This window comes from Shinella sp. JR1-6 (genome assembly GCF_004284735.1).
In the GTDB taxonomy this organism is placed as follows: Bacteria; Pseudomonadota; Alphaproteobacteria; order Rhizobiales; family Rhizobiaceae; genus Shinella.
Genome location: NZ_SHMI01000055.1, coordinates 1 through 14,008 on the forward strand (window position 1 = coordinate 1; position 14,008 = coordinate 14,008).

11 protein-coding genes and 3 pseudogenes are annotated in these 14,008 nt (G+C 60.4%); 5 read left to right on the forward strand and 9 right to left on the reverse strand.

Annotated elements, in window-relative coordinates:
* Positions 1-262: 262 nt before the first annotated feature.
* On the reverse strand, positions 263-997 hold the full coding sequence (gene istB / locus EXZ48_RS32985) for an IS21-like element helper ATPase IstB (RefSeq protein WP_003501246.1): 735 nt from the start codon (positions 995-997) through the stop codon (positions 263-265).
* Positions 930-2,498 (reverse strand): annotated as a pseudogene (gene istA, locus EXZ48_RS32990) (IS21 family transposase). The gene istB and the pseudogene istA overlap by 68 nt, the downstream one beginning before the upstream one ends.
* Before the next feature lie 115 nt (positions 2,499-2,613).
* Here istA and EXZ48_RS32995 point away from each other — a divergent pair.
* The 4 genes and pseudogenes from EXZ48_RS32995 to EXZ48_RS33010 form a co-directional block, all read left to right on the forward strand.
* Positions 2,614-3,462: pseudogene (locus EXZ48_RS32995) on the forward strand (ABC transporter permease); the annotation flags it as partial.
* 305 nt (positions 3,463-3,767) lie between these two features.
* A pseudogene (locus EXZ48_RS33000) lies at positions 3,768-4,126 on the forward strand (TraR/DksA family transcriptional regulator).
* Positions 4,127-4,503: 377 nt separating this feature from the next.
* The gene (locus EXZ48_RS33005) at positions 4,504-5,421 is read left to right on the forward strand and encodes a DnaJ C-terminal domain-containing protein (protein ID WP_130521242.1); all 918 of its coding nucleotides are present in this window, start codon (positions 4,504-4,506) and stop codon (positions 5,419-5,421) included.
* A complete protein-coding gene (locus tag EXZ48_RS33010; protein ID WP_130521244.1) occupies positions 5,418-5,756 on the forward strand; it encodes a chaperone modulator CbpM in 339 nt (112 codons plus the stop codon). Before EXZ48_RS33005 ends, EXZ48_RS33010 begins: the two co-directional genes overlap by 4 nt.
* Before the next feature lie 117 nt (positions 5,757-5,873).
* Here EXZ48_RS33010 and EXZ48_RS33015 read toward each other — a convergent pair whose 3' ends face one another.
* From EXZ48_RS33015 to glyA, 7 genes are all read right to left on the reverse strand, one after another.
* Positions 5,874-6,167, reverse strand: a complete 294-nt coding sequence (locus EXZ48_RS33015; RefSeq protein WP_130521246.1) for a type II toxin-antitoxin system RelE/ParE family toxin — start codon at positions 6,165-6,167, stop codon at positions 5,874-5,876.
* A gap of 2 nt (positions 6,168-6,169) precedes the next feature.
* On the reverse strand, positions 6,170-6,448 hold the full coding sequence (locus EXZ48_RS33020) for a type II toxin-antitoxin system ParD family antitoxin (RefSeq protein WP_130521248.1): 279 nt from the start codon (positions 6,446-6,448) through the stop codon (positions 6,170-6,172).
* Between the two features lie 309 nt (positions 6,449-6,757).
* Positions 6,758-8,092 (reverse strand): D-serine ammonia-lyase, encoded by a 1,335-nt coding sequence (locus EXZ48_RS33025; protein ID WP_130521250.1) that lies wholly within the window; start codon positions 8,090-8,092, stop codon positions 6,758-6,760.
* A gap of 51 nt (positions 8,093-8,143) precedes the next feature.
* A complete protein-coding gene (locus EXZ48_RS33030; RefSeq protein ID WP_130521252.1) occupies positions 8,144-9,394 on the reverse strand; it encodes a D-amino acid dehydrogenase in 1,251 nt (416 codons plus the stop codon).
* Positions 9,395-9,432: 38 nt separating this feature from the next.
* Positions 9,433-10,329 (reverse strand): formyltetrahydrofolate deformylase, encoded by an 897-nt coding sequence (gene purU / locus EXZ48_RS33035; protein WP_130521253.1) that lies wholly within the window; start codon positions 10,327-10,329, stop codon positions 9,433-9,435.
* 20 nt (positions 10,330-10,349) lie between these two features.
* Positions 10,350-11,243, reverse strand: a complete 894-nt coding sequence (gene folD / locus EXZ48_RS33040) for a bifunctional methylenetetrahydrofolate dehydrogenase/methenyltetrahydrofolate cyclohydrolase FolD (RefSeq protein WP_130521255.1) — start codon at positions 11,241-11,243, stop codon at positions 10,350-10,352.
* A 94-nt stretch (positions 11,244-11,337) separates the two neighbouring features.
* Positions 11,338-12,615 carry a serine hydroxymethyltransferase gene (gene glyA / locus EXZ48_RS33045; RefSeq protein ID WP_130521257.1) on the reverse strand — a complete coding sequence of 426 codons (1,278 nt, stop codon included), beginning with the start codon at positions 12,613-12,615 and terminating at the stop codon, positions 11,338-11,340.
* Positions 12,616-12,746: 131 nt separating this feature from the next.
* On the opposite strand from glyA, the gene EXZ48_RS33050 reads away from it, so the two are divergent.
* Complete coding sequence (locus EXZ48_RS33050) at positions 12,747-13,700, forward strand: LysR family transcriptional regulator (protein ID WP_130521259.1); 954 nt, start codon at positions 12,747-12,749, stop codon at positions 13,698-13,700.
* Positions 13,701-14,008: the final 308 nt, after the last annotated feature.

Consider the following 14,008-nt stretch of genomic DNA (forward strand, 5'->3'; position numbering starts at 1 on the left):
TACCAAGGCGCTTGAGAGAACTCTGCTGAAGGAACTCGGCAAATTGCACGCGTAACTTCGGAAGAAGCGTGACCCCATGGCACGCAAGTGTTGTGGGGTGGCACAGACCAGGGGGTAGCTGTCAATCGGCATCGAAACGGGACCCCCTATCGGCTCCCAAAAGGGACCCCTGCCTCTGGTTGCATCGGGTCAGCGCGCGTAGGCCCGGAGCTCTCCATTTAGCGCAGGGGCCTGCGGGCGCGGGTTGTTTGTCTTTTCGGCTTTAGCTTTGAGAGCGGTTTTTGAAGCGCCAGGATTCGTTCCCGGTTTCCACGATCTCGCAATGGTGGGTTAGTCTGTCGAGCAGAGCGGCGGTCATTTTGGCGTCGCCGAATACGGCGGGCCACTCGCCGAACGCCAGGTTTGTCGTGACGATGATCGAGGTCCGCTCGTAGAGCCTGCTGATCAGATGGAAGAGGAGCTGGCCGCCGGCCTGAGCGAATGGGAGGTAGCCGAGTTCGTCCATGATGACGAAGTCGAGCCTGGTGATGAAGTCGGCCAGCCGCCCCTGCTTTCCGCTACGTGCCTCCGTCTCAAGCCGATTGACGAGGTCGACGACGTTGAAGAAGCGACCGCGTGCTCCGTTGCGGATCAGAGCACGAGCAAGGGCGATGGACAAGTGGGACTTCCCCGTGCCGGTTCCGCCGACCAGAACGATATTGTGCTGCTCGGCGAGGAAGGCTCCTGTCGCAAGCTGGCGCACGAGCCCTTCGTTGACCGGCGTGTCGGTGAAGTCGAAGTCGTCGATGTCCTTGGCCAGCGGCAGCTTGGCGACGGTGATCTGGTATTTGATGGAGCGTGCTTGCTTCTCGGCGATCTCCGACTGTAGCAGGTCACCCACGATGCGCGGCGGTTCGTGCTGCCGCTTGATGCCGGAGGCCATGATCTCGTCATAAGCGCTGCGCATGCCGAACAGCTTCAGCGTGCCCATCATGTCGAGGATTTGGGATCGTTCCATATCAGCTTGCCCTCCTGAGGCTGTCGTAACGCGCGCAATCGGCCAGAGGCTCGTGGGTCAGGCGAAGCGCATCGGGAATGGAAAGGATGGCGGCCGGCTGCGGATCACGCTTGCGGGCCAGGATGTTGATGATGACGGCAGCCGAGAACACGCCCTGATCGAGCGCCTCCTGGCAGGCCGCTTCGACGGCGGGGAGCCCGTCCAGGCCCACACATTCGAGGATCGACACCATCTGCCGGTCGCCGTCATGCATGGACTTCAGCCGGCGGCGCACCTTCTCCATGGCGGCGGGCAAAACCCAGTCGTGGAATGGCGCACCGTTGCGCAGTGCTCCCGGCTTGCGGGTCAGGACCGGCACGTAATGCCAGGGATTATAGATCGTCTCGCCACGGCCGAAGCAGCGATCGTGTTGGCCGATCTCCACGCCATCCTGCCGGATGACGATGCGATCTGCATAGGCATGTATCTCGGCCGGGCGGCCGACTGCCGTGGATAGCACCGAGTATTTGTTGTTGTCGAAACGCACGAGGCAGGTCTTGCCGATCGAGGCCTGCACCGCGTGGAAGCCGTCGAACTTGCCGGGATAGCCGACCAGGTGCGGCCGTTCCCCATCGAACACCTCCCAGATCGTGCGCTCCGTTTGATCGACATGCTTATGGGCGCGGGCATAGCTGATGCACTTGTCCAGCAACCAGCCATTCAGTTCATCGTAGGACTTGAAGCGCAGCCGTGGCGTGAAGAAGCGTTCCCGCACCAGGTTGACCTGGTTCTCGACCTGGCCCTTCTCCCACCCCGACGCCGGCGTGCAGGCCACCGGCTCGATCAGGTAATGGCTACACATCTGCAGGAAGCGGCGATTGTATTGTCGTTCCCTGCCGACGAAGACCGTCTCCACCGCCGTCTTCATGTTATCGTAGATGCCGCGCGTGCAGGCCCCGCCGAAGAACGCAAATGCCCGGTCATGGGCATCGAAGACCATCTCCTGCGTCTCGCGCGGATAGGCTCTCACATACATCATCCGGCTGTGGCAGAGCCGGACATGCGCCACCTTTACCGTCGTCGTCACGCCGTTCAGCACGACGATCTCGTGGCTCCAGTCAAACTGGTAAGCCTCGCCCGGCGCATAATAGAGCGGCACGTAGGCTTCCGCCGTAACCGAGCCGCGTTCCTTCGCCCAGGTTCGGGCGTAACGCCGGACGGTGTCGTAACCGCCCTCGTAGCCGAGGTCGCGCAAGTCCTCGAACAGCCGGATCAGTGTCAGCCGTTCGCGAGAGGATTTGGCCGCATTGGCGAGCAGCATTCCATCGAGCTGATCGCGCCAGGGGCCGAGCTTCGGCTGAGGTTGACGGGTCCGCTCGTACTTGAACTCCGTCTCATCGCTGCGCAGAACCTTCCGCACCACTTTCCGCGATACACCCAACTCCCGGCAGATCGCCTTGATCGTCTTGCCCTGCACACGGGAAAGCCGACGTATCTTCAGAATTGTCTCCACAACAAGCATCCAAATAAAAAGCCTCCAATGAAACCGGAGGCTGTTGTAACCCCATCGCAGATGGGGGTCCCGTTTGGACGCCGATCACCCCATTTGCGGGGTCCTTATTCCATGCCGAAACACAGATGCCGGCCTCGACACGTTCGCTCTCGACATTCCGCCGAATTTTCAGCGCGATCTCCTCGCCGGCCGCGCGCCGACCCTCCAGCTCAACATAGATGCGACACGCATGTCGCAAGCCTTCACCGGCGGGGGATATGTGCAGTCGATCGTCTCTGGCGAGGTCGGCGAATTCCTAGCCGGCCATCGTGCGCAAACCGTCCTGCCGGTCGCCCTTGATCTGCGCGCCCGGTTCAACCCCGAGCTCAACAAGGGATGGTTCGGCGCGATCAGCGACGTCATCACCTCGATCACCATGCTGTCGATCGTGCTGACTGGTGCTGCGCTCATCCGCGAGCGAGAGCACGGCACCATCGAGCACCTCCTGGTCATGCCGGTGACCGCGTTCGAGATCATGATGAGCAAGGTCCTGGCGATGAGCCTTGTGGTTCTGACGGCCGCCACTTTTTCCCTTGTGTTTGTGGTTGAAGGTTTGCTTGCCGTGCCGGTCAACGGCTCGATAATCCTATTCCTGGCCGGCGCCGCGCTCGACATCTTCGCCATGACCTGCCTCGGCATCTTCCTTGCCACCATAGCCGGCTCAATGCCGCAATTCGGACTATTGCTGATGATGGTGCTGATGCCGTTGCAACTGCTATCTGGCGGCGTCACCCCTCGCGAAAGCATGCCGGAGGTCATCCAGTTCATCATGCTTGCTGCACCCAACACGCATTTTGTCATGTTAGCGCAGTCCGTTCTCTTTCGGGGGGCAGGACTCGATGTGGTTTGGCCGCAGCTCCTGGCGATGCTCATCATCGGAGTGGCGCTGTTCGTCTTCTCGCTTAGCCAGTTCCGGCGCTATCTTCGAGAGTGAGTTCTTCCTGAACCGCGGCGTCTCTCGGTTCATGGGGTGGCGACGTCATTGCCTATGGAGGGCCATCGCGCGCGACTAACGCCAACTACCTGCCGTGCCGTCGTCATCAATGGCGGTTTTGCCAGGTGGCGAAGGCGAAAGCCGCTCATCGCGATCGATGGTCACTGCGCTTCAGGATTATTTCGCGATTCCCGCCGCGCCGGAAGATACACTGTACTGATCCACCCTTTTGATCATGATCAATGTCAGTGGCGCCCGACGACATGTAAATTCGATCTTCTAGCATCAAAGTTCGAGCGGCCACCATGGCGAGATATTCCTCCAAGCATCTGGAGCAGCGCGAAGCGAAGTATAGGCAAATCCTCGTCCACCAACAGCAGCAGCTGCAAACGCGTCTGGCAAAGATTGAGGATGATTTTTAACAGCCTCGGAACCGAGACGACGATGATCGTGCCGTAGAACGCAACAACGACGAGGTGCTAGAGGAGCTGGCAAAGACCGGGCAAAAGGAGCTTTTGCCATAGAAGCCGCCCTTGATCGGATGAAAGAGGGCGCCTTCGGTTTATGCGTCAAGTGCGGCCGCGCGATAAGTGATGAACGGATTGATGTCGTCCCGCACACGCCGTTTTGTCAGGCTTGCGCGCGTTCGCTCCAACTTCGCTAGAGCATTCATCGCCTCGTCATTGGCAATTCCGGTGTGTGGGTGCCGAACCTCTGTTGGTTAGGCTGAAAGTAGATCTAGGATAGAATCCCCTGTTGACGGCTCGATCCATCGAGGTACGAATCGGAATTCGGTCGGGACCGATGAAAAATTGCGGGTGATGACAGCCAGGTCAATGGTTATCCACCGGAGCGGACAACATTCGAGATAGCTTCCAGCACTTCCAGCATTCGCGGCAGATAATTCGTGACCGTACTGGTGCGGCTCGAAGGTGCAGAGGGCGCCGGATCACGGTTGTAGAAGCATGAGTGAGTGGCGTGTCTTTCGCGCCCCAAACCATGCTGAATGATTTCAAGAGGCGGATGAGGTGGGATCACTGCATGAATGACCCTTATGAGACACTCGGTGTAGCTCGTACTGCGACCGACAAGGAAATCAGGGACGCGTTTAAGAAACTAGCACGCAAGTTTCACCCTGATCTGCATCCGGACGACAAGACGGCTGAGGATAGATTCAAGGCGATCTCGGCGGCAAACGACCTGCTCAAGGACAAGGACAAGCGTCGGCGGTTCGATGCAGGCGAGATAGATGCCAGTGGTGCGGAAAAAGCCCAGCAGCGCTACTACCGCGATTTCGCCGATGGATCACACCGCGGCTCCCACGCAGCGCAGGATGGCTTTGCCAGCAATGATGATCTGGAGGATTTCCTGGCGCGCGCTTTTGGCGGGGGCGCGCAGCGGGCACAGGGCACATTCCGGGCGCGAGGACAGGATGTGAGTTATGTACTGCCAGTTAGCTTCATGAACGCGGTCAATGGCGCCGTTCGCACCATCACATTGCCCGAAGGAAAGACGCTGAGTGTGTCGATCCCGGAGGGCGCAGCCGACCGGCAGATGTTACGGCTGAAAGGCCAAGGCATGCCCGGCTTTGGCGGCGGGCCGGCAGGTGACGCCTTTGTTGAATTGCATATCGAACCGCACCCGTTCTTCCATCGCAAGGATGACAATATCCATGTAGACGTACCCGTCACGCTAAAAGAAGCGACACTTGGCGCACGAATCACCGTGCCGACGATCAATGGCCCGGTCTCGATGAAGATTCCGAAAGGCGCAAACACCGGTCAGACGCTGCGACTGCGTGACAAGGGAGTTCTCGACCGCAAATCCGGCAATCGCGGACATCAGCTCATCACCCTGAAAGTCGTACTGCCTGCTGGCGAGGAGCCCGAGTTGGCAAAATTTCTGGAGAGTTGGCAGCCGAAGAACGTGGATGAGCCCCGCAAGGAGATGCTGAAATGATGCGCGTTGATGAAATTGTCGAGCAGATAAGTGATCTTCAGCGAAACGATCTCGACGCGTGGATCCGGGAGGCATTGATCTCGCCCCAGGAAGATGGCGGAGATTTGGTGTTTTCGGAGATGGAATACGCACGTATCCGGCTGATCTGCACCCTGCATTATGATTTGGAGGTCAACGCAGATTCTCTCCCGATCGTAGTCTCCTTGGTCGATCAGCTCCACCAGGCGCGCCAACGCCTGTTGAAACTGACAGCTGCTGTGGTCACACAGGATAAGTCGGTGCAGGCGGCAATTCTTGAGGCATTTGAGCTAAGCAATACTGATGAACAGAGTTAGTTGCCGTGGCTGCTTAATCGAGGCTCCCCCTCACAGTTCCATAAAATAGGCGTTATGCCACGCGTGCGATGTCGCTTGGATGATTTCGTGCTCGTAGCCACGCTGACAAGCGATCCCTTAAACAACGACTTGGGAGGAAATCTTCCGGCGCCCGTGCAGCACGCGGATGATTTCGACTGCGCTGCCAGTGAGCCGGTAAAGAGTTAGATACTCGCCTGAGACCAGATGCCGAATACCCGGGGCAATGTCGTCGCGCGCCATTCCCGAGTACGGATGTCGTGCGAGATGCTGCCAGCGCGCCTCAATTGCATCGAGAACTCGATCAGCTGCGACTATGTTTTCAACGGCAATGTAGGACCATATTTCGATCAGGTCCTCATCGGCACGATCCGTGCGGACAATAGAAAGCACATTTAGCTTTCGCGTTGTGAAGATTCAAAGCGACGGCGCGCGGCAGCTTTCACCTCTGCCATCGTAGACCGCGAACTCGGACCGCTGTCGATGCCTTCATGAACAAGCGCTCGCAGATCCTCGACTGTATAACCAAGCAAATCCCGTCTTTCCTTCCACTCACGCACGGCGTCGCGGATGGCTTCGCTAGTCGACGCATATTCGCCAGCATCGACCGCGCTTCGCACAAATCCCGCCATCTCAGGCGTCAATGCAATGGTAATCTTTTCAACCGTCGTCATCGTAAAAGCCTTTTTCTCTTCACGTCCATGGTATGCGATTAGCGTACCGGAGGCAAGATGCCGATATGTCCAGCTCGGGCAACTACTTGATTCTCTTCCGCGTCGGCTTGCCGGCCGAGGTGGCCCGCGGTTCGAATCTCATCAAGGCGCTAAATTTGGAGTTGTGATATTCCAATAGTCCTGCGGCTTTAGCCGCTACCAACCTTCCCGACAGCAACTGACTGATTGAACTAGCAGCCTTGCCGTGCGGAGAGAACCGTGACCCAGAAGCAGAGCCCCGCGCGGTGCCGGGCTCTGCCTACAACGCTTTTATGGGCTCGCGTGTCCCAGGTCTTTCGCGATGCGAAGGAATTCCTGAAACTGCTCCTCCGGCACAAAGGACCCGCCGGTCGTCCAAACGACATGTGTTGCTCGGGCGAGGTGCTCATCAACCCGCCGCCGCCTACAGAACTCTTTACCCTGAGCATGCCGGACAATGAAATCCGGACCGGCGAAGCCTGCAGCGGCGGACGGTTCGAGGCGTAGGTTCTGGCTCTCGTGCGCTTTCAAAAGCCACTTGAACAGTGAGGCGTCGTCGACGGTGAACACGCCTGCCAACATCTCCCGCATGACGGCGGCGACGAAGGCAGACATGCGGGCGACTGCCATGCCATCCGCCTCCGTCCGGTTTGTGAGGCCGACATCATACACGGAGACAAGCTCCTCGGAGCCGCTCAGGAGATGAACGAGGGCACAAGGCGATTGAACCGGCTCCACGAAGAAGCAATGCACATTGTCTCCGAAGACCGTCTTGGCGCCGTATGCTACGCCGCCCGGCGCGCCGCCGATTCCGCACGGCAGGTAGAGAAACAGGGGATGCTCAGCATCGACCTTGACGCCATTGGCCTGTAGCTGCTCGGCAAGCTCTAGCGCCGCGACGCTGTAGCCGAGGAAAAGGTGCCTGGATTGCTCATCGTCGACGAAATAGATCGTCGGATCGCGCTCCGCGACGATACGGGCATTTTCGACGGCTGTCGTATAGTCGGCCGAGTGCTTGATAACCTCTACCCCGAGCCGTTGCAGCCGCTCCACCTTCCAGGGCTTGGCGTCGGAGGACATGTGAACCGTCGCGCTAAAACCGAGGGCGCGAGCAGCAACCCCGACACTGAGTCCGAGATTGCCGGTGCTGCCGACAGCGATGGTGTGGCGCGAGAAGAACGCTCTCGCGTCGGCTTCGGCGAGGCGGCGGATGTCCTCTCCGTCCTGCAGGAGACCTTCCCGTATCGCGAGTTGTTCGGCGAGGAGGAAGACCTCGTAGACGCCGCCGCGTGCCTTGATCGAGCCGGCAACGGGAAGGGCGTTGTCTGCCTTCACAAAGATGGTGCCGAAATCAGCGCTGTCATAGCCGAGTGCGTCACGCATCTCGTCCAGCAGGACAAGATCGGAGCGGATTTCGCCCTTTGCAGGTTTCAGTTCAGGAAAACAGGCCTCGAGTAGGGAAGCCAGCCTCCGCCAGTTAGCATGTGCCTCGTCTATATCCGACGGCCGTACGGGAAGCGAGGCGTCCCCAATCGCATTGTCCTTATAGTTCGGGTTGATCCAGAGCGTCGGGCGGGCTGCAAGCAAATCGGCTCGGGATGGATTGTCGGGTAGTTGGATAGCCATGTTGTGATCCTGTCTGGGGAGGGGAGGCTGTGCATATCCCGGTTGATTGGGTCAGGCGTATCGCGCGACTGCAAGGTCCCTGGCGTCGATCTCGGGCGCCTTGCCGGAGACGAGGTCGGCGACGACGCGGGCGGAGCCCGAGCTCATGGTCCAGCCGAGCGTGCCGTGGCCAGTGTTGAGGAAGAGGCCGGTGACCTTGGTCGGGCCGATGACTGGCGTGCCATCCGGCGTCATCGGTCGAAGGCCCGACCAGAAGCTTGCCTTCGACACATCACCACCCGGGAAGAGGTCGGTGACGGAGTGCTGCAGGGTCAGGCGGCGGCGCTCGCCGAGATCGTTGGTGTAGCCGGAGATTTCCGCCATGCCGCCGACGCGGATGCGGTCGCCGAGGCGCGTGATGGCGATCTTGTATGTCTCGTCCATCACGGTGGATTCCGGTGCGCGCGAGGCGTCGGTGATTGGGATGGTCAGCGAATAGCCTTTGACCGGATAGACCGGCAGGCGAATGCCGTGCGGGCGTACCAGGAGCGGCGAGAAGCTGCCGAGCGCGACGACAACGGCATCGGCATCGAGCGTGCCATGGGCGGTGACGACGCCGCGGATGCGGCCGCCTTCCACATCCAGGCCGCGGATGATGCTACCGAATCTAAAGGTGACGCCGAGCGCCGCGGCCTTTGTGGCCAGCACATTGGAGAATTTGAAGCAGTCGCCCGTCTCGTCCTTCGGCGTCAGGAGGCCGCCGCCAATCTTCTCGCGCACGTGCTTCAGTGCGGGTTCGACGCGGATGCAGCCCTCGGGATCGAGCACTTCGTAGGGAATGCCGTCGGCGGCGAGCGCCTTGACGTCCTTGGCGGAGGCATCGAGCTGAGCCTCGGTGCGGAAAAGTTGCAGCGTCCCCTGCATGCGCTCGTCATAGGCAATACCCGTCTCTTCGCGCAGCGCCGCCAGCGAAATGCGGCTGTAATCGGCAAGGCGCAGCATGCGGCTTTTGTTGAGCGCATAGCGGGCGGAGGTGCAGTTGCGCAGCATCTGCGTCATCCAGGACAGCATCGCCATGTCGACCTTGGGCCGCAGGATCAGCGGCGCGTGCTGCATGAACAGCCATTTCATCGCCTTCACGGGAATGCCAGGCGCGGCCCAGGGCGAGCAATAGCCGAAGGAGACCTCGCCGGCATTGGCGAAGCTCGTTTCCAGCGCCGGGCCGGGCTGGCGATCGACGACCGTGACCTCATGCCCCGCTTTGGCAAGCTGGTAGGCGGAGGTGACGCCGATGATGCCGGCGCCGAGAACGATAACTTTCATGGTTTACCCGAGATTCTGCCGAGACCCGACACGAGTGTTCAACCCATCCGTTCGGATACGAAAGAGCCGGGAGAGGGCGGAAAGACGATGGTCTTGTTGCCATTGATGAACACGCGGCCATGGATATGGGCGTGAATGGCACGGGCGAGCACCTGGCTTTCGACATCGCGGCCTAGGCTGACGTAGTCGTCCGCCGACTGCGCATGTGTCACGCGCACGATGTCCTGTTCGATGATCGGGCCTTCGTCGAGGTCGGCGGTCACATAGTGCGAGGTCGCGCCGATCAGCTTCACGCCGCGCTCGAAAGCCTGCTTATAGGGGTGCGCACCCTTGAAGGACGGCAGGAAAGAGTGGTGGATGTTGATGATGCGGCCGGACATCTTCCTGCACATCTCGTCGGAGAGAACCTGCATGTAGCGGGCGAGCACGATGAGTTCTGCGCCTGTCTCCTCGACGATGCGCATCTGCTCGGCTTCGGCTTCCGGCTTATTCTCCTTCGTCACCTTGATGTGGTGGAAGGGGATGTCGTGATTCACCACGACCTTCTGGTAGTCGAAATGATTGGAGACGACGCCGACGATGTCGATCGGCAGCGCGCCGATCTTCCAGCGGTAGAGCAGGTCGTTGAGGCAATGGCCGAAGCGCGAGACCATGAGGATCACCTTGCGTTTGGCCGTCTCGTCGAAGAATTCCTCCTCCGCCTCGTAAGTCGCCGCGATCTCGGCGAAGCCCTCGCGCAGGTGCTCCAGCGTGCGGCCTTCCTCGGACTGGAAGCTGACGCGCATGAAATAGCGGCCGGTGCTCTTGTCGTCGAACTGGGCGCTGTCGGAAATGTTGCAGCCATTGGTGGACAGGTAGGTCGCGATTGCGGCGGTCACGCCCCGGATGGAGGGGCAGGCGACGCGCAGGGCGTAACGATTGGGAAGAGCGGACATTGGCGATCCCTTCGGGTCGGTCAGTCGATATGGACGGAGTGCTGGCGGCGGAAGGCCGTGAGCGTATTGGCGAGGAGGCAGGCGATGGTCATGGGGCCGACGCCGCCCGGAACCGGCGTGATGGCACCAGCGTGGCGGGCCTCCTCGAAGGCGACGTCGCCGACGATGCGCGACTTGCCGTCGATCTCCACGCGGTTGATGCCGACGTCGAGGACCACCGCCCCAGGCTTGATCCAGTCACCGCGCACGAGACCGGGCCGACCGACCGCGACGACGAGGATATCGGCAGTGCGGCAAAGCTCCGGCGTGTTCCTCGTGCGCGAATGGGCGACGGTCACCGTGCAGTTTTCCGAAAGCAGCAGTTGCGCCATCGGCTTGCCGACAATGTTGGATTTGCCGATCACCACGGCATGGAGGCCGGAGAGGTTTTCGCCGAGCCGGTCCTTCAGCAGCATGAGGCAGCCGAGCGGCGTGCAGGGCACCAATGCCGGCTGGCTGGTCGAAAGGCGCCCGGCATTGGAGATATGGAAGCCGTCGACATCTTTGTCGGGATTGATGCCTTGGATGACGGCGTTGGCATCGAGATGGACGGGCAGCGGCAGTTGCACGAGAATGCCGTGCACGGCGGGATCGACATTCAGCCGGTCGATCAGCGCCATCAGCTCGTCCTGCGTCGTGTCGGCCGCAAGCTCGTGCTTGAAGGAATTCATGCCGGCGGCGACCGTCTGGCGGTGCTTCGAGCCCACATAGACGGCACTGGCGGGATCTGCGCCGACAAGGACGACGGCAAGGCCCGGCACGGTGCCGGTCGCCTCTTTCAGCCGGGCAACGTCCTTGGCGACGTTTTCGAGCAAGCCGGCCGCGAACTTCTTGCCGTCGATGATCGCGCCGTCCGTGATTCTATCCATTCCCATGATATTCCCCTTTTGCGTCACTCGATGCCCGCTTAGGGGCCTGGAAGGCGCACTATGCAGGAGGGTGCGCCTTCGCTTCGTGGGAAGTCTTCGCCTAGTGCGCGTAGACCGGGAAGGTCGCCGTCAGCTTGGCCACCGTCGCCTTCGCGCCTTCGACGACATCATCCGCCTTGCCGGCCGCTTCCGCCTCTATGAGGTCGGCGATGGCGTTGCCCAGCGCCTTGAATTCGGCTTCCTTCAGGCCGCGCGTCGTCGCCGCCGACGTGCCGAGACGCATGCCGACCCATTCGGCGGGACGCGGGCTGTCGCCCGGGATCGGGTTCTTGTTCGAGGTGATGTTGGCGCGGGCGAGCACGTCTTCGACCTGCTTGCCGTTAAGGCCCTTGCTGGAGAGATCGAGCAGGACGATATGCGTGTCCGTGCCGCCCGAAACGATGCGCACGCCGCGGTCCGCCAGCGTTTCGGCCAGCACCCTGGCATTCGCCTTCACCTGATGCGCATAGGTCTTGAAATCGTCGCGCAGCGCCTCGCCGAGGCAGATCGCCTTGGCTGCAAGCACGTTGCTGTGCAGCGAGCCCTGCACGCCGGGGAAGACGGCGGCCTGCAGCTTCTTGAACCATTCCTCGTTGTTGGTGAGGATGAGGCCGCCGCGCGGGCCGCGAAGCGTCTTCGTGGTCGTGCAGGTGACGATATCCGCATGCGGGAAGGGGGAGGGATGGGCCCCGCCGGCGACCAGCCCGGCGATATGCGCCATGTCGACCATGAAATAGGCGCCGACCTTCTTTGCGATCTTCGCCATGCGCTCGAAGTCGAGTTCACGCGGATAGGCCGAGCCGCCGGTGATCAGGAGCTTCGGGCGAACCTCTTCCGCGATGCGCTCCATCTCGTCGTAGTCGATGACTTCGTTCTGCGAGTTGACATTGTAGTTGTGCGCCTCGAACCAGCGGCCCGAAAGGTTGCCCTTCATGCCGTGAGACAGGTGGCCGCCGGCGGCGAGGTCGAGCGACAGGACCTTTTCGCCCGGCTTCATCAGCAGGAAGAAGACGGCAAGGTTTGCCTGCGTGCCGGAATGCGGCTGGACGTTGGCATAGGCACAGCCGAAGAGTTCCTTGGCGCGGTCGATGGCCGCCTGCTCGACGACATCAACGAACTGGCCGCCGCCATGGAAACGGTTGCCAGGATAGCCTTCGAGCGTCTTGTTGGTCATCTCGTGGCCGAGTGCGTCGAGAACGGCGCGGCTGACGATGTTTTCCGAGGCGATCAGCTCGATCTGGTTCTGCTGGCGGGCGCGTTCGTTCTCGAGCGCCTGAGCGACGATCGGGTCGAATTCGTGCACCGGCGAATTGAAGTGGGCGTTTGTCTGTTCGGTCATGACCTGTCTCCGCGGAAGGGTATGAGGGCTTGGAGAAAGGCTAGCGACGGCTTCGATCCAGAAAAAGTTAATAATATTTGCATGTACGTTCTGATTTGCTAATCATTTGTTGTCAGCTTGAGGAGGAGATTATGGATCTTGCCCGCCTGCGCGCCCTGCGCGAACTTTCGATCCGCAAGACCATGGCGGCAGTCGCCGAGGCGCTCTACGTCTCGCCGTCGGCGGTTTCGCAACAAATCGCTTTGCTCGAACAGGAGGTGGGCATCGCGCTTATTGAGCGTCGTGGCCGGGGTGTTGAGCTTACGCCGGCCGGCAAACAGCTCGTGGAGCGTGCAGAGCGCATTCTTATCGAGCTGGAATCGGCGCGCGCCGACATTGCGGAACTGAAGAAGGTGATTGCCGGTGAGCTACGTGTGGCGGCGTTCCCATCGGTCGCATCGGCCGTGGTGGCTGGCGCTATTCATGAACTCCACCGTGCACATCCACACCTCACGGTGCAGTTCGATGAACTGGAACCCGCAGAAAGCCTGGCGGCGCTTCGCAGCTGGCAAACGGATATTGCGATCATCGACGATCTGAACGTTCCTGCGGGCGCCATCGACCCCAATATCGAGACAATCCCTCTGATGGAGGATGTCTTCAACGTGATGGTCTCGCAGACCCACGCCCTGGCAGAGCAGCCGACCGTTATGTTGCACCAACTGCGCGACGAGCGTTGGGCGCTCGATACGGCCTCTTCCGCCTATAACCGCATGATTACCGATGCGTGTCAGGAGGCTGGTTTTACGCCGAACATCGTTGCACGGTGCAAGGGGTTCGAGGTGACGATCGCACTTATACGCGACGGTTATGCAATATCGATCTTGCCCGGCCTGCGGGCGAGCTATGACCTGGAAGATGTCTGGGTCTGCAAACTCGAGCCGGAGATTCGCCGCAAGATCTCGCTGGCTTTCCGCAAAGGGGAGAAGCGCAGCCCTGCAGTGCAAGCGTTCATCAAAGAGGTAAACGGCAGGATCGGCACACATTATCGCCTGCCGATGGCAAATGCCGGGCTGCAGAGCGCGGCAGATATCCCTGGAGTCTGATAGTCGTGATAACGAAACAGTTTTGCTAAAGAGTTACTACAGGAAAATTAAGTAGACCTGAACATAGCGCATTCCTATCGTCCCCCTGTCGATTGATAAGGGTTCGCAACAAGTACCGATGCGAACTTAGGCCAATGGCGGGAACATCAGCTACAGAACGGCAAGAGCCGCTGTTGCCCTATCGCCCAAATCAGCTCTCGGCATGAGAACCGGGCTCTGCATCCGCTTGCAGGGGTCGGAACAAGATCTGTTCAAAATCCTGCGCTAAGGTCGAACGAACGGTGAACGTCACGCCGCTCGGAGGATTC

Bases quoted from the DNA above. Each gene is read 5' to 3' on its own strand.
- folD (WP_130521255.1), bottom strand. From the start codon at position 11,243: ATGGGAATGGATAGAATCACGGACGGCGCGATCATCGACGGCAAGAAG.
- EXZ48_RS33050 (WP_130521259.1), top strand. From the start codon at position 12,747: ATGGATCTTGCCCGCCTGCGCGCCCTGCGCGAACTTTCGATCCGCAAG.
- EXZ48_RS33005 (WP_130521242.1), top strand. From the start codon at position 4,504: ATGAATGACCCTTATGAGACACTCGGTGTAGCTCGTACTGCGACCGAC.
- EXZ48_RS33010 (WP_130521244.1), top strand. From the start codon at position 5,418: ATGATGCGCGTTGATGAAATTGTCGAGCAGATAAGTGATCTTCAGCGA.
- EXZ48_RS33020 (WP_130521248.1), bottom strand. From the start codon at position 6,448: ATGACGACGGTTGAAAAGATTACCATTGCATTGACGCCTGAGATGGCG.
- EXZ48_RS33025 (WP_130521250.1), bottom strand. From the start codon at position 8,092: ATGGCTATCCAACTACCCGACAATCCATCCCGAGCCGATTTGCTTGCA.
- istB (WP_003501246.1), bottom strand. From the start codon at position 997: ATGGAACGATCCCAAATCCTCGACATGATGGGCACGCTGAAGCTGTTC.
- purU (WP_130521253.1), bottom strand. From the start codon at position 10,329: ATGTCCGCTCTTCCCAATCGTTACGCCCTGCGCGTCGCCTGCCCCTCC.
- EXZ48_RS33030 (WP_130521252.1), bottom strand. From the start codon at position 9,394: ATGAAAGTTATCGTTCTCGGCGCCGGCATCATCGGCGTCACCTCCGCC.
- glyA (WP_130521257.1), bottom strand. From the start codon at position 12,615: ATGACCGAACAGACAAACGCCCACTTCAATTCGCCGGTGCACGAATTC.